Annotated in this window: 15 protein-coding genes; 6 read left to right on the forward strand and 9 right to left on the reverse strand. The window is 52.9% G+C overall.

Annotated features, from left to right (window positions below; all coding sequences use genetic code 11):
• Positions 1-354 precede the first annotated feature (354 nt).
• Together JI741_RS25390 and JI741_RS25395 are read right to left on the reverse strand one after the other, a co-directional pair.
• On the reverse strand, positions 355-957 hold the full coding sequence (locus JI741_RS25390; RefSeq protein WP_202014295.1) for an HPP family protein: 603 nt from the start codon (positions 955-957) through the stop codon (positions 355-357).
• Between the two features lie 162 nt (positions 958-1,119).
• A complete protein-coding gene (locus JI741_RS25395) occupies positions 1,120-1,311 on the reverse strand; it encodes a hypothetical protein (RefSeq protein WP_202014296.1) in 192 nt (63 codons plus the stop codon).
• A 306-nt stretch (positions 1,312-1,617) separates the two neighbouring features.
• On the opposite strand from JI741_RS25395, the gene JI741_RS25400 reads away from it, so the two are divergent.
• Positions 1,618-4,302: an ABC transporter permease gene (locus JI741_RS25400; RefSeq protein ID WP_202014298.1), complete on the forward strand. Its 2,685-nt coding sequence runs from the start codon at positions 1,618-1,620 to the stop codon at positions 4,300-4,302.
• A gap of 461 nt (positions 4,303-4,763) precedes the next feature.
• Here the strand turns inward: JI741_RS25400 and JI741_RS25405 are convergent, their stop codons facing one another.
• The 4 genes from JI741_RS25405 to JI741_RS25420 all read right to left on the reverse strand — a co-directional run bounded on the left by JI741_RS25405 (position 4,764) and on the right by JI741_RS25420 (position 8,643).
• A complete protein-coding gene (locus JI741_RS25405) occupies positions 4,764-4,919 on the reverse strand; it encodes a hypothetical protein (RefSeq protein WP_202014300.1) in 156 nt (51 codons plus the stop codon).
• A gap of 120 nt (positions 4,920-5,039) precedes the next feature.
• The gene (locus tag JI741_RS25410; RefSeq protein ID WP_202014302.1) at positions 5,040-6,962 is read right to left on the reverse strand and encodes a T9SS type A sorting domain-containing protein; all 1,923 of its coding nucleotides are present in this window, start codon (positions 6,960-6,962) and stop codon (positions 5,040-5,042) included.
• Between the two features lie 258 nt (positions 6,963-7,220).
• Positions 7,221-7,811, reverse strand: a complete 591-nt coding sequence (locus JI741_RS25415) for a dihydrofolate reductase family protein (protein ID WP_202014304.1) — start codon at positions 7,809-7,811, stop codon at positions 7,221-7,223.
• Between the two features lie 94 nt (positions 7,812-7,905).
• On the reverse strand, positions 7,906-8,643 hold the full coding sequence (locus JI741_RS25420; protein WP_202014306.1) for a hypothetical protein: 738 nt from the start codon (positions 8,641-8,643) through the stop codon (positions 7,906-7,908).
• Between the two features lie 193 nt (positions 8,644-8,836).
• On the opposite strand from JI741_RS25420, the gene JI741_RS25425 reads away from it, so the two are divergent.
• The 4 genes from JI741_RS25425 to JI741_RS25440 all read left to right on the forward strand — a co-directional run bounded on the left by JI741_RS25425 (position 8,837) and on the right by JI741_RS25440 (position 11,618).
• Positions 8,837-9,856, forward strand: a complete 1,020-nt coding sequence (locus JI741_RS25425; protein ID WP_202014308.1) for a sensor histidine kinase — start codon at positions 8,837-8,839, stop codon at positions 9,854-9,856.
• Between the two features lie 11 nt (positions 9,857-9,867).
• Positions 9,868-10,557 carry a LytR/AlgR family response regulator transcription factor gene (locus JI741_RS25430; protein WP_202014310.1) on the forward strand — a complete coding sequence of 230 codons (690 nt, stop codon included), beginning with the start codon at positions 9,868-9,870 and terminating at the stop codon, positions 10,555-10,557.
• A 105-nt stretch (positions 10,558-10,662) separates the two neighbouring features.
• Positions 10,663-11,043 carry a VOC family protein gene (locus tag JI741_RS25435; RefSeq protein WP_202014312.1) on the forward strand — a complete coding sequence of 127 codons (381 nt, stop codon included), beginning with the start codon at positions 10,663-10,665 and terminating at the stop codon, positions 11,041-11,043.
• A 140-nt stretch (positions 11,044-11,183) separates the two neighbouring features.
• On the forward strand, positions 11,184-11,618 hold the full coding sequence (locus tag JI741_RS25440; protein WP_202014314.1) for a hypothetical protein: 435 nt from the start codon (positions 11,184-11,186) through the stop codon (positions 11,616-11,618).
• A 76-nt stretch (positions 11,619-11,694) separates the two neighbouring features.
• On the opposite strand, the gene JI741_RS25445 is transcribed toward JI741_RS25440, so the two are convergent.
• Positions 11,695-12,903: a glycosyltransferase gene (locus tag JI741_RS25445; RefSeq protein WP_202014316.1), complete on the reverse strand. Its 1,209-nt coding sequence runs from the start codon at positions 12,901-12,903 to the stop codon at positions 11,695-11,697.
• A gap of 261 nt (positions 12,904-13,164) precedes the next feature.
• Here JI741_RS25445 and JI741_RS25450 point away from each other — a divergent pair, with 261 nt between their 5' ends.
• The gene (locus JI741_RS25450) at positions 13,165-13,635 is read left to right on the forward strand and encodes an SgcJ/EcaC family oxidoreductase (protein WP_202014325.1); all 471 of its coding nucleotides are present in this window, start codon (positions 13,165-13,167) and stop codon (positions 13,633-13,635) included.
• A gap of 49 nt (positions 13,636-13,684) precedes the next feature.
• On the opposite strand, the gene JI741_RS25455 is transcribed toward JI741_RS25450, so the two are convergent.
• Both JI741_RS25455 and JI741_RS25460 read right to left on the reverse strand, forming a co-directional pair.
• Positions 13,685-14,302: a carbohydrate-binding protein gene (locus JI741_RS25455; RefSeq protein ID WP_202014327.1), complete on the reverse strand. Its 618-nt coding sequence runs from the start codon at positions 14,300-14,302 to the stop codon at positions 13,685-13,687.
• Between the two features lie 54 nt (positions 14,303-14,356).
• On the reverse strand, positions 14,357-17,239 hold the full coding sequence (locus tag JI741_RS25460) for a triple tyrosine motif-containing protein (RefSeq protein ID WP_202014329.1): 2,883 nt from the start codon (positions 17,237-17,239) through the stop codon (positions 14,357-14,359).
• Positions 17,240-17,542: the final 303 nt, after the last annotated feature.

A 17,542-nucleotide genomic window follows, 5' to 3' on the forward strand; every position in this document is an offset into this window, starting at 1 on the left:
GAATACGTTACGTTCCCGTTGCCACGGAAATATGACAAGGCTGTATTGTTGCCCCTGATTCTGATTATCCGGGATAGTTTTAACAATTGTGTAGAATAAGCCCGATGTTGATAATTCTGATTTTTTGAGATTAACAAAACGCCATGGGCACAGGGCAGAGGGTGATGTTGTCAGGTCATTCTGAATTCCGGGAGTGAGATTAGTAGAATTATACTATGCCCGAAAAGCCACCCATTAACGCGGGGCGCTTTAATTTTGTGTGTTGCTATGATGAAACGTTATTTAAAAATCACCATTTTCGTTGCCGGCGCGGCGCTATTGATCGGACTGGCCTTCATTGTTTATGTGCTAATGCTATTTGGCCACTGAGCCCGCCTTTTTATATCTCCGCTTCCAGAACTTGAACCAATGCTTGTTCTTCGGATAGCTTCGGTGTGGAGTCGCGTTGTTGCAAAGCAGGGCCACAAAGAAAAGGATGAGAACACCCGAAAGCACAGGGCTGATCACATAGAAAAATCCCAACGACTGAATTTTGGCCGACCCGATGTTGGCAATCAACGCCGTGGCACCACCCGGCGGGTGCAGGGTCTTGGTGATCTGCATAAACACGATCGACAACGCCACCGATAGGGCAGAGGTGAGCCAGACTTCACCCGGGACCAGTTTGTGCACCAGCACACCCGTGAAGGCACAGATCACATGGCCGCCAATAAGATTTCGCGGTTGCGCCAGGGGGCTGTTAATAATACCATAGATAAGCACGGAGGAGGCCCCGAAGGAGCCGATTAAAAACAGGTTGTCAGATGCCGGCAGGTAGGTGCTGTTGAACAGCCCGATAATTCCGATGCCTAGAAAAGCGCCCACGAACGTCCACAAATGTTCCTGGAAATCGACAAGCGTTTCCTGGTAAATGATCCGGCGGGCTTTGAAGATGTGTCGCTTAACGTGTCGTTTCATTGGCGATATTGCATCGACCACGCCAAGGTTGATGCTACTTGTTTTTTGAAGAAAATGATCGGCCGCTAAACTAGGTCGTGCTGGTTGTTAATCAAACGTCCATATCTCAGAGTTTATCGCATAATTATATCAGGGTAAATCCGGATATCGGAGTCTGAAAACTTATCCCCGCTTCTCACGCTTATCCTGCCCCGATACATTCGGACTCGACCGGTCGGGAGACACCCCTTTGCGCTTCCCTTGGTCGCTATCTGAACCAAAATTTCCGGCCTGTCCTTCGCCCTCGTCGGAGGTGGGTTTCTTGCTTTTACTTTCCGAACTGTGGCGCGGATGTTTTTTTTCTGTGGTGCTCATTTTTTTTGTGTTTATGTACGCACTACCCACACAAAAACGATACCCGGCAAACGTCTCGCTATGCTGCATTTTTTGCAGGCACCCGGATGTGTTCAGTAGAGAAAAGTCCCCGTAGCGCGTCCCCATGCCTCACTTCGCCCGCTCATGCAGGGTTGAGATGGACAGCCGTTTTGAACGGCGGTGCCTGTGGTTTTCCTGAAAAAAGATGCCGGCGATTTTCATTATTCAACGATTTATTGTTATTTGCTTAACAAAATATAAGTAAATGAAGTCGGATCGCATGGGCCAACACAAAGGAGGGAGCCAATGAGCAAGCAACCGCCCTTCATACCTCCGCGCTGGGCCCTGAAGTTTCTGCTTGCCATTTGCCCGCCACACCTTGCCGAAGAGATCGAAGGCGACCTTTTGCAAACTTTCGCGCGCGACTGCAGGCGGGTGGGTGAGCAACGCGCCCGCCGAAAATATGTGTGGAACGCCGTGCGCTATTGTCGCCCCGGCATTCTGCTTCGAAATTCATTTTCCTATTCGTTAATCAACACCATCATGCTACGCAACTACATCCTCATCGCCATCCGGAATGTCACCAAAAACAAAGTGTTTTCAGGCATCAACATATTCGGGCTGGGCACGGGCCTAGCGGCATGCCTGCTCATCTTTCAGTTTGTGTCCTACGAACTGAGCTATGACACCTTCTTCGAAAATGCCGATCGCATCTATCGCATCACCAACGATCGTTTTCAAAACGGCAAACTCATTCAACACGGCACCATCACCTATCCCACCATTGGCCCCACCATGGCCAAAGACTACCCGGAAATTGAACGCTACACGCGCCTCATGCCCGGCGGCGACCTCAACGTGAAGGTGAACGACAAAATGTTTCGTGGCGACAACTGCCATTTCGCAGATGAAAATTTCCTGTCCGTGTTCAGTTTTCCCCTGCGGGCCGGCGACCGCACCACCGCATTGAAAGATCCACATACCATCATGCTCACCGAAACCACGGCGCGAAAATTTTTCGGCGTCACCGACAACGCGTGGGCCGACGTGCTGGGCAAGACGTTGTATTGGGGAAACGACGAACAACCCTATAAGGTAACCGCCATCTGCGAGGATGTTCCCGACAATTCGCACATTCAATTCAACGCACTTGTTTCCTACAGCACACTCCACAGCGGCGACGAAAAAGGTGCAGACATCAGCTGGACCTGGTCCGACTTCCGCCACTACATCGTGCTGAAGCCCGGCACCGATCCCAAAGCGTTGGAAAACAAATTCCCCGCCTTCAGCGACCGCTACTTCAAAGGCGATAAAGTATCGGGCAGCGTAGAAAAATTTTACCTGCAACCCCTCAAGAAAGCCCATCTGTATTCCGACTATGAATACGACATTGCGCGTACGGCCAGCGGCAAAGCCGTTTGGGCCATGCTGGTGGTGGCCGTGTTCATTTTGCTCATCGCGTGGATCAACTACATCAACCTCACCACCTCGCGCGCACTCGACCGCGCCAAAGAAGTGGGCTTGCGCAAAGTGATGGGTGCGCTCAAGTCGCAGCTCGTGCGCCAGTTCATTTTCGAATCCATACTCATCAGCATGCTGGCCTTTGTGGTGGCGTGGGTCATCGTGTTGGCGTCGCAGCAAAGTTTCAACACCATCATTGGCGCACAGCTGTCGTGGTGGGGCGTGCTCAGCAGCCTCAAGCCGACCACGGTGTTTATCCTCGCCGGTGTCATGATTGCTGGTGTCATACTCGCGGGCTTCTATCCCGCCTTTGTGCTGTCGTCCTATCAGCCGGCCACGGTGTTGAAAGGCAAGTTTCAACGGTCGTCGCGTGGCGGGCTGCTGCGCAAAGGGCTGGTTGTTTTTCAATTCACCGCGGCGGCAACGCTCATCACGGGCACGCTCATTGTGTCGCGCCAGTTGAAATTTATGAACGAGGCCGACCTGGGCATGAACCTCAGCCGTGTCATGATCGTGAGTCCACCGGAGCGCACGGCGTGGGACTCCACCTTCATCGAACGGGTAGAAAGCTATAAGGCAGAACTTGCGCAGTTGAACCAGGTGGTCAGCGTGTCCACCTCAAGCCAGCTGCCCGGGCAACGGTTGGGCCGGGCGTTTGGGCTGCGTCTTCGCGAGCAGCCATCCGAAGCGCACTACACCATGAGCTTCATGGGCGCCGACTATGCGCACTTCGACACCTATGGCGTGTCGCTGGTGGCCGGTCGTGGTTTCCGTCCCGCCGATCACCAGGCCGATTTCTCTAAGATCACCACGGCCATCCTAAACCAGAATGCTGTGGCGCTGTTGGGCATTGCCAACGCGCAGGAAGCCATCGGCAAAGACATCATCGATGGCGACGGCCACTGGGTCATCATCGGCGTGGTCAACAACTTTCACCAGGAGTCACTAAAGAAACCCATGGAGCCCATTGTGTTTCTGCCCACCTACAGCACCTACGCGTCCACGTCCATCAAAACAAACACGTCAACACCCCAGGCCCTGGTGGCCAGCGTAGAAAAGATCTATCTGAAATTTTTCCCCGGCAACGTCTTTGAATACTCGTTCATCGAAGACCGCTACCGCTCACAATACAACGACGAAAATCGGTTTGCCAAAATCGTCACCATCTTCACGGTGCTCGGCATCATGATCTCCTGCCTCGGCCTCATCGGACTTTCATCCTACACCGCCGTGCAGCGCACCAAAGAAATTGGCATACGCAAAGCCCTGGGCGCATCGCTGGCCAGCATCATCACCTTGCTGTCTGCCGATTTCATCCGCCTGGTCACCGTGGCCATCATCGTGGCCGTGCCGCTGGCCTACCTCGCCATGCAACAATGGCTTTCCAACTATCCCTATCGCATCGCGCTGCAATGGTTCCTGTTTGTGGTGCCCGCACTGCTCATCGTTATCATCGCCGCCATCACCATCAGCTTTCAGGTTCTTAAAACCGCGCGCACCAACCCGGCCGACACCCTGAAATACGAATAAAGCCCGGGCCTGTTCAATGCAGGCTTGGGATGATTCAAACATTCGGAGAAAAACGTGGGCGTGTCCCCGACCCGTCGGGGCCAGGCCGTCCATTCCAAGTCCTCGCCCCACGCACATGCCCCAGCGGCTGTGGGCTTTCCATTACCGTCCTTCACGCAGTGTGTGTGCGGGCATGCCACCACGTTGAACCACCCGTCGACGATCGTTAGTGATACAAATGATCTCCCGAAGAACCATGGTGTTCGTCGTGCGGATCACAATTGACCCTTTCGTAATCAAAAATATACGTACGCGTTTCCGTCGGGCTTGTATAAAACGTGGATGACCACACAATTTTCTTTACCAGATTTCCATCATACGTTTACGCGAAATCTTGCAACGTCACGTTCGTGGGAGCGTTGTCGATTGTGTACTGGGCTTTCAGGGGATTGTTGGTTGAGAAAACACTCACCAGGGGAATATTATAATCCACCACCGGATAATTCACCATTCTGCCCACGGGAAAAAATGCGGGATTGCCTTACGGCATCGGCCAGCATCATAAACGGATTTTTCTTGGCGTCATAGGCCGAAGCCGGATATTCGGTGAATGGCGGCACGATATAGATGCGCGCCACATTATCTCCACTGTACTCGAATAAACCAGCTCAAAGTTCACCGTAATCACCCGGCCTTAGTCTGGGTTGAATGTCAAATGCAGAAACGTGGCATGCTTACTCAGATGAGCCAGCCAGGGCTTAGTTCTGCCGTACAATCACCTTGTGGTTAGTTTTGCCTTGTGCCGAGATGATGCGCAACGTATAGAACCCCGCAGGAACAGTTTCCGTTGCCAGCACCACGGGTTGAAAGGCGGCCGAAATCTGAGTCGTCTGGCGATACACTTCAAGACCCTGCAGGTTCACGAGGGCCAGCGTATATTGTGTTTGCGGCATGCGTATGAAATCGATATTCAACACATCGCCTTCCTGTGCAGGGTTGGGATAGACTGATACCGTAGGAACGGCTTGCGCGCCGGCATCCACACGAATCACCTTCAGCGGTGTCACCGTGCCGTCCACATCGGTTTGCGACAGGCGGTAGTAATAATAGGCTTCATACACAGCCGAGTCGATCACTTCGTAGCGATGCGATGTGCCCGATGTTCCGTTTCCATCCACCACGTTCAGCACATCGAATTGCATTCCGTCGAGCGAGCGCTCCAGCGTAAACAATTTGTTATGCGTTTCGGTGGCGGTGGCCCAGTTCAAAACAATGTGGCCTGTGGTGCGTTCGAACGCGCCGGCAAAATACACCAGCGATACGGGCAGCGGCGAAGGTCCCGCACTGGCACTAATGCCCGAACCGTTAGTGCCCGAAGCAGCGCCGGCCTGGCTGTTGCAGGGGCTTGAGTTGTTGTTGCATCCGGCGGTTCCGTTGTTTGTGGTCGTGGTCACGTTGGCTGGTGTGGCATTCGAATAGATGATGCGTCCCTGACCACCACCTCCGCCACCGCCGTGTGTCGCGCCGTCGTTGGTGGTTCCGCCGTTTGCGCCGTTTGCCTGTGCACCAATCGTACACGTGCCCACAACGCTGAAGCTCCCAACATCAAAAATGATAGAGCCACCGGCACCACCGCCGCCCATGCCGTCGTTGGCACCGCTGGCAGCGTTGAGGCCGTTGGCAGAAATGATGCGGCCGCCACACGATCCGGTAGTAACAATCTGTGTTGCTTTGATGAGGATGATGCCACCACCGTCGGCACCGGCCGAGCCTACGCTGTTGTTCTGGTGGGCACCACCGCCGCCGCCACCCATGAAGATGCGGCTCACACTAATTTGTGCATTCAGCGACAAGCCACCCTGGCCACCCACGGGTGTGGATGAACACAAGTAGCCTGGTCCGCCAAGACCACCAGCCGTCACGTTGCCGCCGCCACCGCCACCGGCATTGTGACGATTTCCGCCACCACCGCCGTTCAGCGATTTGGCCCGGCCATATTGATAGGTTGTGCTCGTGTTTCTGTAAATGCTCTCGCCCTTTTCGCCACCCAACGTGGAGGTTGCTGTGCGATAGATAGCCTGACAATCTTCCGTGCCATCGGCAGCCGATGCTGCGCCGCCGCGAAAGCCCGCGCCGTTGGCGGTGATGTTGTGATTGAGGGTGAGCGTGCCGTTCACGCGAATGGCCAGCACACCCCCCACGTTCCCATCCCAATCCAGTGCAGCCATGTCGGCCGTGGTGGTGTAGTTGGGGCTGCCGTAGACCCGATAGGAAATAATCTGCACCGCCGCGTTGGCGCCGGTGTTATAGGTGTAGGTTAAGGCCGGTGTGATGGTGATGGTGGTGGCCGTCTTGGCGGTGATGGTGCGCACTTCATAACGTCCGGCATTTCCAATGGCACTGAGGTTTCCAAAGTTCGTGTCGTCGTTTGTGTTCGCGCCAATCACATCGTCCTGCATTTGCATGATGATGAGCGTCTGCCCCACCGTGAACGTGTGGTTGGTTTCATTGATGTTCGACAACGTGAGCACGTTGCCCGCGATGCCTGTTACCTTGGCATAGGCATTCACTACTTGCGCATGAATGGCTGAGTGGCCAACAAGCAAAGTGGTAAAGAGGAGCGTAATGCCTCGCGCGATAGAAGACAAGGGTGATGAGGTCGAAAGGCGTTGGCTAATCATTGTTATATTTTTTTGTTTGACCCCACGGGGATTCAAGCCGCCTATGCCAAAATTGATGCCAGATGATGTTGTTGTTTCGTAAGTATATTGATTAACAGTATGTTATGGTGAATATGTGGAGATAATGACACGCATCGAATAAGCTTGAAGGCATGTGTATTATCAAATCAGGACAAGCCTTGGGAAAGAATCATGTAGGCTTGGGCAATTCCCGGCACCGCCCGATTTCTTAAAGAGGAGGGCCGTGCCGGACAATCCTCAACGACGCACGCAGAATTTGAAATGTGATACCCCCGGAGTTTCCACGGTAGCGATCTTTTCCAACTCAATGGTCGTGGTCAACACATCGTCGAAGAGACGCGTGCCGCCGCCCAGCACCACGTGGGCGATGTGAATGTGCAATTCGTCGAGGGCGCCGGCGCGAAGGTATTGGCGGCCCATGTCGCCGCCGCCCATCACCCAGATGTTTTGATCGCCCGCTGCATTTCGTGCCAGGGTCAGCGCGGCGTCGGGTCCCGCAGTCACATAGGTGAAGCCTTCTACGCGTCTTGCCGGCACGTTGTGCGTCACCACAAAGGTAGGCACAGCAAAGGGAGAGACACCACCCCACGCATCTTCAATCGCTGTGTGATAGGTTCGTCCGCCGGTGATCACCGCGCCAGATGTGTTCACGGTTTCTTCAAGCAAGGCCGCCGCCGCGTCTGTTTTGTCTTCAAAGATCCAGCGGTGAAGACGTTGGCCGCCTTCGCCAAGCGGGTTGGCTGTGCTGATGTTCGGGCCGGCAATGTATCCGTCAAGCGACATGGTGATGTCGAGGACCACGCGCGTTTTTGTGTTCTCGCTTTTCATTTTGTGAGTAAATTGTTGACGATACAAACCTATTCACACGGCGAAAAACAACGAAGGTGGCAACCGACAATAGTCGGGCGGTTTCCGGCAATTATTACAGGTTGTGGTCGCGCAGCCAGCGCTCAACATCCACCACGTCTACACCACCCTGGTGAAGCAACGCGCGAATGGCACCGCAGTTTTCAATGCCGGCCAGCACAAGAATGGTCTTGCCCGGATTCTCTTGCGCTGCGCGGATGGCCACGTCGCTCATGTGTCTGGTCCAGAATCGCGCGCCGTCGGTGAAGGGCGCTCCTACAAATTCTTCGTAGAGTGTTTTCTTGCCGGACAGCACAAGATCGGTCTTGGCATTGTTCACATCCGCAGCCGTTTTCCAATACGCTTTCAAAACCGAATAGACATCGTCTTCATAACGATCTATGGTTTGGGCCAGCGTGGGTTGGGCTTTCTCAAAGTCGCCGATAGATTTGATGGTTGAATTCACCACGTTTGTAAAGTCGGGTTCATCGGGTTCGGCGGCGTAGGCTTTTCGTGCGTGGGCCTTCACATAGGGAAAGACCACTTGTGGATATTCGGCTTTGCTGGCGTGCACCTTTTGAGCACTCAATTCGGAGGGCGTCACATCCAGCACCAGCACGTCGGGGGCGATGGCGCTGATAACTTCCTTGAGTTTGTCCACACCATAGGCCGGGGTGGTGGCGTGGTGGCGATAGAGGGTGGCCACCACAAAAACTTTTGCAGGCGACGTGTTTTGTGCCTGTGTGGCAATAACAAACAACAGGGCGAAGACAAGAAAGGCATGGCGGGCGAGTTGACGGGCGTTTGTGTTCATGGAGATAAAATTTAGTGAGACCCGAAACTGCACGTTCTCTTCGCCTCAAAAAAAACTATTCAACCGGCTGCCCCGAATATTCAACGCATGCCGCGTTCGACCCGTTAGTATGGAACCGTTGAAGAATAGCGGGCAACGGTTGAAGAGGTGACCGAATGTGACCGATTGTTTCTATTTTTAAGAGAGATTTTTTATGCAGCAGCAGAAACTACAGTCGGTCGATATCACAAAGGTCCAGGTGGTGGGCTGGCTGGTATTATATTGCATTCACGTGGCCTACTACTGGCCGGTGTCGGGTGTGGCAGAGAGTTTTGTGACGCCGTTCATTGCCGTGGGCTTCTATCTGCTCATCATCTATGGCAACGTGTTGTGGCTTATCCCCACGTGGTATGCGCGGGGCCGGGTTGGGCAGTATGCGGCGGTTCTGTTTCTTTTTTTTGTGGCCGTTGTCGCTGTGCGCATGTGGGTGAACTATGAGGTTTTGTTTGTGCGCCTGAACCAGACCATGTACGACTACTCGCCGCGACAAATAGCCTACGTAGCCTTCTCCACATTCCTCACCGTGATCATCAGCGTGGTGGCCTACGCCGCCATTCGTTATTTTTCGTTGCTGAAAATGGAAGAAGCCCGCGAAGCACAACGCTACCGTGCAGAACTTGATTTACTGAAGGCGCGTGTGCAGCCCCATTTCCTTTTCAATACGTTAAATAATATTTACTACGAAGCTTATCGCGAGTCGCCCCGAGCGGCCGCCCTCATCGACAAACTGTCGGGCATGATGCGTTATTTTGTGGAGGAAAGTCCACGCGAGCAGGTAGCATTGTCTACAGAAATTGCGTTTCTCCAAAACTACATCGACCTCGAACGCATTCGCATGCGTCACCAATTGCAGCTCACGTTCGAGTTGCCCGTCATCACCACACAACAGATACCACCCATGTTGCTGATGCCGTTGGTCGAAAACCTGTTCAAACACGGCATCGACAAACGGAAGCCCGAAAATCCCGTGGCCATATCGCTGCAGTTTGTGGATGAGCATCTAGTGTTCACAGTCGCCAATCCGTTGCCGGAAGAGAAGCACAGTGCAGCGGCGGGTGGCTTTGGCCTGAAAAACCTGCGGCAGCGCCTGCAAATGTTATATACCGACTTCACGTTGCGCAGCGAAGCAGAAGGCAATCGGTTTGTGTCCACCTTGTCCATTCCCCTCGCATGATGTTAACCTGCATGATCATCGACGACGAGCCCAATGCCGTGGCGTTGCTTGCTTCATATGTGGAACAAATCTCCTTTCTGGAATTGCGCAAGTCCGGCTATGATGGGGTGGAGGCATTGAAATATCTTCAGGAAGAACATGTGGACATTCTGTTTGTCGACATCGAAATGCCGGGCATCACAGGGATGGATTTGGCTGGGCTGGTGCCGGGCGACACGGCCATCATTTTCACCACGGCCTATTCGCAGTATGCAGCGGAAAGCTATGAGAAGAATGCCGTCGACTATTTGCTAAAACCCATTACTTTCACACGTTTCCTGCAGGCCGTGATGAAGGCAGCCAACAAGGGTGCACCAAAACAATTGGCACCAACCTCGCCCGCAGGGAAGGAAGCCGTATTTGTGAAATCGGGCAAACAATGGATACGCCTCGCCTATGACGCCATCTTGTTTTTTGAGGGCGAAAAGGAATATGTGAAAGTGGTCACAAAAAAAGAAAGCATCCTGCTCTACAAACGCATGAAAGACCTGGGGAGTGAACTGCCGGCGTTCTTTCAACGCGTTCATCATTCCTATATCATCAATACCCATCACATTCAGAAGATTGAAGACAATCATGCGTGGATAGACGATCGCCGCATCCCCATCAGCGACAGCTATCGCGAGAGTTTCTGGAAACACATCCGGCCCGATGTGATGTAAGTGCGGCAGATTCAAACGAGCGTGGTCCTAAATTTGCGAACAACATGAAAGCGGCAATGTCACATTTGCCGTGTACATGATTTTGTCAACTAAATTTTTGATGCCATGCTTAAAACAAATAAGGCCTTCAGCAGTTTCTCCGTGAACGACCTTGCGCAAGCAAAGGATTTCTACAACAACGTGCTGCACCTCGACGTGCAGGACAAGAACGGCTGGCTCGAATTGCGTGTGTCGGGCGATACACGCATCCTGGTGTATCCCAAACCCAATCACACCCCCGCATCGTTCACGGTGCTCAACTTTCCTGTAGACGATATTGTGAGGTCTGTGGCCGACATGAAGCAGGAGGGAGTGGCGTTTGAACGGTATGACGACCCCGGATTTAAGACCGACGAAGACAACATTGCCCGCCACGATGGCGGACCCCACATGGCGTGGTTCACTGACCCGGCTGGAAATATTATGTCGCTCATGCAGGACAAATGAACGACGGCTACACCTTAAAAAATTTCCAGACAAATAAGTGCCACGCGTTTTGCCGGCATGAAGATGTTAGACGAATGTTGCTGTGTTAATCCGGAAAAATAATCATCTTGAAATACGAACGGCCCAGGCCACACAGAACTATGAAAAAGACAACAAAATCTGCGAAAGAGACAACTCCGGAGGGAGAAGAGAAATTTCCGGGCTATCCAAAATATCCGGCACAGGAAGATATCATGAGTCGCGCCGACCGCGTGGAGATGGATTTGGATGGAGACGAAACACCGGCACCCGCCAGCAGCACAAAAGTGCCGAAGACTGGAGGGAAACACCACAGCGCTTCCGATCTCACGAAAGACGATTTCGAAGCGCTTGGCGACAAAGAACTTGAGTCTGATGGCGACGACCAGTTGCTGAAAGACCGCGTTTATCCGGTAGACTTTGCAGGCGACGATCTTGACATCCCGGGCAGTTCAGACGACGATGCACAGGAAGATATCGGCAACGAAGACGAAGAAAATAATTCCTACAGCCTCGGCGGCGACAATCACAACGATCTGGAAGAAGATCAATCCTGAAACAAAAAAGCGAATGCTTCATGGTGAAGCATTCGCTTTTTTCTATAAGTATCCATAGGTCGCGGGGTGCTAGATGTTATGCATCCACCAGATCGTGTTTGCCTTCGTGCAATGCGTCTTCCTCGCCAAACTGATGTTGCAATGTTTTTTTGGACAGCATGGTGCCAATCAATCCCATCATTTCTCCCCACGTTTTGTTCCAGGATTGTCCGGTCAGATAGGTGTCTACTTTGTCGAGCCACCGTTGGCGTTCATCTTCTTGTTGCGCCAGAAGCTCTTCGGCTACTTTAATAAATTCGTTTACCGTGCCCGCAATAGACACAAGCCCGGAGATGCCGTAGGGACGGATCACGTCGGTGATGGGAGCGGAGATGACCGGCTTGCCGGCCGCCAGATACTCGCCTGTTTTTGTTGGGTTTATGAACCGTGTGTATTCGTTGTGCGCGAAGGGAATCATAGCCACGTCCCACCCGCTGATGTAGTGCGGAAGGTCTTCGTAGCGTTTTGTGCCGAGGTAGTGAAAGTTTCTGAAGTTGGGCAGCTTGCTGGAGTGTATGTTGATGACAGCACCGATAAGAATGAATTGCCAGCGGGGACGCTTGCGTGCCACAGCGGCCAGCAATTCGAAATCGATGCGATGATCAATCTCTCCGATATAGCCAAAGCGCGGACGTTCAAAGGCGGCCTGATCGGGCGGATCGAACTTGAAGGTGCGCGCGGTGGCAAAGTGATCTCTGTCAATGCTGTTGGGAAACAGGAACGTGTTTTCGTGAAGTTTGCGTGCCGCCTCATACACTTTTTTGCCGCTGGTGAAAACGGCATCGGCAAAATTGAAGAGCTCATGTTCGCAATCGGTGAGTTCGGCAAAATGCTGGTCGTGTTCTGCGGGGCGGTCCATGCAGTCGTAGATCACCAGGTCGGGGGTGAAGTGTGTGCTTACGCGAAGCGCCTGGGGTGAATAATACCAGAAGATATAGGAAACGATTTTTTCTTCGTTGAAGAGTCTGATCAACAACTCGCGCCAGCGTGTGGTCACGTCGGGGCGAGTGTCGTCGTCTTGCAGGTGTGGAGCAACCACAATCACCTGGTCGTCGGTAAGGGTGATGTCGTAGCGATCGGAGTTTGCGTGGAAGGTTGGCGACTCGACATAAAAAACTCTGAACCCGCGCGCAAAACGTTTCAGCAGATGCTGCGGACGATGCGACGTGAAATTCCAACCTTGCTGTGCGAAGCAGACGATATCGCGCTTGGTGAAATCGTCTGTGAAGAAAGTGGTGTTGTCCATAGGATGGGAAGGTATGGTGTAATGACTCCGGTGATGACGCGTAAAATTGTATGCCAGTTTTTTAATTCCGGCAACGTTTTGTCTGTCGGTTTATTTCGGGTGTTCCTCGCTGGTTCAGGTTGGGCACTGTGGAAAAAAGTCCGGCTAAGGTGTGGACTATTCTCCCAGGTATCTTGCATAGTGAACGCCCGTTGTGCGGCAATCCGTATTCCGCAGCGGCACAATTTTCGTTTGGTCGTAAAAAAATAAATTGTCTGTGCCATGAATGCCCATACACCCAACGCCAGCCCATCCCCGCACGAACGACCCATCCAGAACCTCTATGCGCAGTTGCTGCAGCATTGGAACGACCGGGATGCGAATGGATTTTCAAGATTGTTTCACCCGCAGGGCCTGGCCATCGGGTTCGATGGCAGCGAGTTGCAGGGACGCGAAGCAATTTATCGCGAGTTGTCGGCGGTGTTCAGAGACCATTCCACGGGTTCCTATGTGGCCCGTGTAAAAACCATCCGGTTTTTGAAAGACGACATCGCGATTGTTCACGCTGTGGCTGGAATGTTGCCGGCCGGCGAGCACTACATTAATCCCGCACTAAACGCGATCCAAATTCTGGTGGCCACGCGCACGCATGATGTGTGGGAAATAAATTTGTTTCAAAACACACCGGCACAATTTCACGGCCGGCCCGAACTGGCTACACAACTCACCGCAGAACTGGCAGCACTTCTTTAACGTGGGTCACTCGTTCAGTCGCTTAAATTCCAGATAGTCGAAATTCATGTTACCGACGGCCACGGTGTGAAGGGTGATGACGTGTTTGCCTTTTTCGAAATGAAGTTTTGCCAACGACTCGATCTTGTTCCAATGATGCCACTGGCGCCAGGCCACGGTGTCGCCGGCGTGAAAGGTGGAGGGGATGGTTAGATCTGTGGTGATGCGTCTGCCATCGACGTCTAGGGCGATAATGCCCGTTGTCGTGTGATGTATACATGATGCTCAACAGGTAGTCGCCGCGCGTTTTCACGTTAACGCTATAGCGCACCCATTCGCCAGGTTGTGTCCAGCCTACATAGAGTTGTTTCATGTCGGGTTGCACGGTGTTATAGGGAGTGTTGTCGATGTTGTTGTCTTTGGTGTATGAAATGTCGACGCCTTCTTTCAGGCGAAACATGTTGAAGAAGTCGCCATTGGGAGGATTCAGTTTTCCGCTTCCGTTGTTGATGGAATCGGTGTCGTGATAGGCCACGCCTTCTCCGCCCACATCATAGAACTCGCACTGCACACGGCCGGGAATGGTTTGTGGTGTTTTCTCCCACGCCTTGCCTGGCGAAGGCTTCTGCGCCACAACAACGAGGGAAATAGTCATAAGGGCGAGACACGCGACGGTAAATTTCATCATGATGTTTTTTTTATAAACTGAGCATCCGGCGACGTTGGCCAAACAGTTGTCCTGTCAAAAGTTTAATATATAATCCTGCAGGTTCTTGTTCCGGTCGAGCTGAATTTTTTTGCGCAGGCGATAGCGGCTGATTTCCACGCCACGAACAGAGATGTTAAGCAACTGTGCAATTTCTTTCGACGACAGGTTCATGCGCAGGTAAGCACTGAGTTTCAACTCCTGCGGACTCAGCGAAGGGAAGGTGACTTTGAAACGATTCGAGAAGTCGCCGTGCACGCGGTCGAAGTGAAATTGGAAATGCTCCCAGTCGTCGTCGGCCGAAATGTTTTGCTCGATGTTTTTGTTGATCTGCGTCAGTTCCTTCTTCACCTCCTCGTTCGGATTTTTCTTGACGATGTGGGCCAGCTGGTTTTTGATGCCGGCAATGAACTCGTTCTTGTTCAGCAAGTGCATGGTGGAGGTGGCCAGTTCGTTGTTCATGTGCTGCAACTCCGATTCCAGCTTTTCATTTTGCAGCCGCGTGATTTCTTCGTGTGATCGTTGCGACAGATTTTCCAAGGCAGAATCTTTTTGGCTCAACTCTTCCTGCTGCTTTTGCTCCATCAGTTTTTGTTCGCGCTGATATTTCCGATCCAGGAAATTGAAAGCGGCAAACAGGATGGCAAGTATAGACAACCCATAGCAGGAATAGGCCCAGCCCGACCGATACCAAGGGGCGAGAATGGTGAAGGCATAGGTGGTTTCGGCGCTGATGTCGCCATTCACATTTTTGGAGCGGGCATGAAACACATAGTCGCCTTCTTTCAGGTTGGTGTATTCCTTTTGTGTTTTGGCGCTCCAATCGGACCACGACTTCTCATAGTTCTCGAGATAATATTGATACTGCGGATCGGCGTTGCCTTCGAACGAGGTGGCGGCAAACGTGAAGTTCACCGAGTTGTTTCGGTAGGGAAGTTCGGGCGCATTTTTTCCTGACGACCGGTCGGCGACGGAGTCGCCTTTGGTGTAGTTGCCAAAAAACAGCGTAGAGTCACGGTTGGCCGTTGACGTAACCACTTTGCGGATCAGCGTGTTGAAATGTGAGCGCGCTTCAACGGTGCGATACGGATCGTAGTGAATGAAACCGTCTTTGGCACAGAACAGCACTTCGTTGTTTTGAAGAATCACGATGTTCATCAGATCGTCGTTGAGGTGTTTTCTGATTTTGGCGAACACGTTTTCTTCGAGATGATAGTCGCCAAGCGAATTTTTCTTGAACACCCCAATGTGACTGCGGCTTATGAAGTAGATGTTGCCCAGGGCGTCTTCGCGAATAAACCACACTTGCTCGTCTTTGCCCAGGCGCGAGGTGAAGAACGTGTCGGGCACAAAGCGGTCGGAGGTGCGGTCGTATTTGAAGATGCCGCGTGTGCTGGTGAAGAGCAACTCGTTGCGCACATTAAACACGTTGATGAGCAGGTTGGACGGGAAGCCTTTGTCGGCGCCATAGAACTGCACGCGGTCAATGCTGTCGAGCGTGGGGTGGAAGCGGATGCGGAAGGCGCCCTTGTAGCCGTGTGTTACCCAAAGATCGCCAGAAGGGTCCTGGGCCATCACGCGCGACGACTCCGCGAAGCCCTTCAGCTTCTTGGTAAATTTCCAGTGACCGTTCACCAGGTCGTAGCGTTGCAGGCCCGCATAGGTGCCTTCGATGAGCGTGTTGGGATGATCTTGAAGGGTGAGGTAGACCCACGACCCCGGTTCACCCGAAAGCAATTGCCCCGTGTTGTGGTCGATGCGCGTGGCGCCGTTGTGGAGACCGGCCAGCAGGTCGTTGCCATATTGACCAAGGTGGTAGACCTGGCCGCGCGTGTTTTCAATCAGCTTAAAGTCGGGTGGTCCGTTTTTTTCGCGGGCATACACGCCGGTGCTGGTGCCGAGGTAGAGTGTGTTGTTTTGCAGGTAGGCCGCATAGCCCGAGCCTGGGATGCTCATTTGTTTGTTGATGAACGTGAAGGGCGAGCCCAGTTCCACGTAGGCCAGGCCATTGTTCTGGCCCACCCACAGGTTGCTCATGTCGTCTTCATAGAGGCAGAGCACGGTGGTGTTGTCGATGCCGCGGCCGCTGGTGAGCTGCATGCGCAGGTCGCCATCAGGGCCCAGCACCATGAGGCCGTTGTTTTGGGTGCCCACGGCAAAGTTGCCGTTGCGCAGGCGCACCATGCAGTTCACGATAGAGGCTTTGAAGAAAGGTTGCAGGGCGGCATTCCACGGGCGGGCTATGCCGTCGTTGAGGGTGAAGATGCCTTCCTGGAAGGTAGCTACAAGCAAATGGTTGTCGTGCAGGGGCAGCACGGCGGCCACACTTTTGTTCCGGAATTGTTCGCCGCCTTTGATAGTGCGGATGCGGTCTTCTTCCAGCACCCCCAGGCCGTTCCGGGGTTGGTTGACGTATAGCTGCCGGTTCACCAGGTAGGAGTGGTCTATGCCACCCTCGGGCTGGATGATGCGGAAGGTCTTCTGGTCATACACATATATATTAGAGAACGTGCAGAAATAGACTTTCTCGTTGTCGATATAAATGCTCCACGCCTCGTCGAAGTCGCGGTGTTCGGGTTTGAGGCTGTCGGCCAGGGAGGTGTAGGCCAGTTTTCCGGCAGCGTCTGGAAAGAAGAAGCCGAAGTCACCCTGACCACCCACATAGATGCGGCCCCGGCCGTCGAGGGCTACGCTGCGCACCTTGGTGCCGTTGCGCACGCCAAAGGTTTGCCATTGCTCCCCGTCAAATTCCAGGAGGCCGAAGTTGTTGGCGATGTAGACCAGGCCTTGCCGACTTTGGGTGATGGACCAGTTCTGGATACCGGCCTTGTAGTCGACTGGCTGGAAGTTGCGGGTGAAGGGGAGGCCCGAAAGGCTGGACTGGGCGTGACCATAAATGCAGGAAAGGACGAAGACCATCCCAAACCAGCGGGTTTTGCCAAGAGAGCAGCAGGTGTGTTGTAGAAAAGCAAGCATGATGAAGTCAAGGTATTGAAATGTTGAGGTTAAGTCAATAATGCAAAACGATTGAAATCAGCCAGAATAAAGGTTTTTGATGGGTTGATGTAGTTTTGATGTATAGCGGTTTTAGGTGTTGATGTAGTATTGTTGGGGTCTCCGAATTGAAATCGGGGGCTTGAAACGCCATGTTTGTTTCATAGTTCAAACGATTTCGGTCTTTATGGACCGGTTCGGATGAACCCGCTAAACCAAAATCCTTAA

It is taken from the genome of Chryseolinea lacunae (assembly GCF_016735595.1).
GTDB lineage: Bacteria > Bacteroidota > Bacteroidia > Cytophagales > Cyclobacteriaceae > Chryseolinea > Chryseolinea lacunae.

Bases quoted from the DNA above. Each gene is read 5' to 3' on its own strand.
- JI741_RS25390 (WP_202014295.1), bottom strand. From the start codon at position 957: ATGAAACGACACGTTAAGCGACACATCTTCAAAGCCCGCCGGATCATT.
- JI741_RS25395 (WP_202014296.1), bottom strand. From the start codon at position 1,311: ATGAGCACCACAGAAAAAAAACATCCGCGCCACAGTTCGGAAAGTAAA.
- JI741_RS25400 (WP_202014298.1), top strand. From the start codon at position 1,618: ATGAGCAAGCAACCGCCCTTCATACCTCCGCGCTGGGCCCTGAAGTTT.
- JI741_RS25410 (WP_202014302.1), bottom strand. From the start codon at position 6,962: ATGATTAGCCAACGCCTTTCGACCTCATCACCCTTGTCTTCTATCGCG.
- JI741_RS25415 (WP_202014304.1), bottom strand. From the start codon at position 7,811: ATGAAAAGCGAGAACACAAAAACGCGCGTGGTCCTCGACATCACCATG.
- JI741_RS25420 (WP_202014306.1), bottom strand. From the start codon at position 8,643: ATGAACACAAACGCCCGTCAACTCGCCCGCCATGCCTTTCTTGTCTTC.
- JI741_RS25425 (WP_202014308.1), top strand. From the start codon at position 8,837: ATGCAGCAGCAGAAACTACAGTCGGTCGATATCACAAAGGTCCAGGTG.
- JI741_RS25430 (WP_202014310.1), top strand. From the start codon at position 9,868: ATGATCATCGACGACGAGCCCAATGCCGTGGCGTTGCTTGCTTCATAT.
- JI741_RS25435 (WP_202014312.1), top strand. From the start codon at position 10,663: ATGCTTAAAACAAATAAGGCCTTCAGCAGTTTCTCCGTGAACGACCTT.
- JI741_RS25440 (WP_202014314.1), top strand. From the start codon at position 11,184: ATGAAAAAGACAACAAAATCTGCGAAAGAGACAACTCCGGAGGGAGAA.
- JI741_RS25445 (WP_202014316.1), bottom strand. From the start codon at position 12,903: ATGGACAACACCACTTTCTTCACAGACGATTTCACCAAGCGCGATATC.
- JI741_RS25450 (WP_202014325.1), top strand. From the start codon at position 13,165: ATGAATGCCCATACACCCAACGCCAGCCCATCCCCGCACGAACGACCC.
- JI741_RS25455 (WP_202014327.1), bottom strand. From the start codon at position 14,302: ATGATGAAATTTACCGTCGCGTGTCTCGCCCTTATGACTATTTCCCTC.
- JI741_RS25460 (WP_202014329.1), bottom strand. From the start codon at position 17,239: ATGGTCTTCGTCCTTTCCTGCATTTATGGTCACGCCCAGTCCAGCCTT.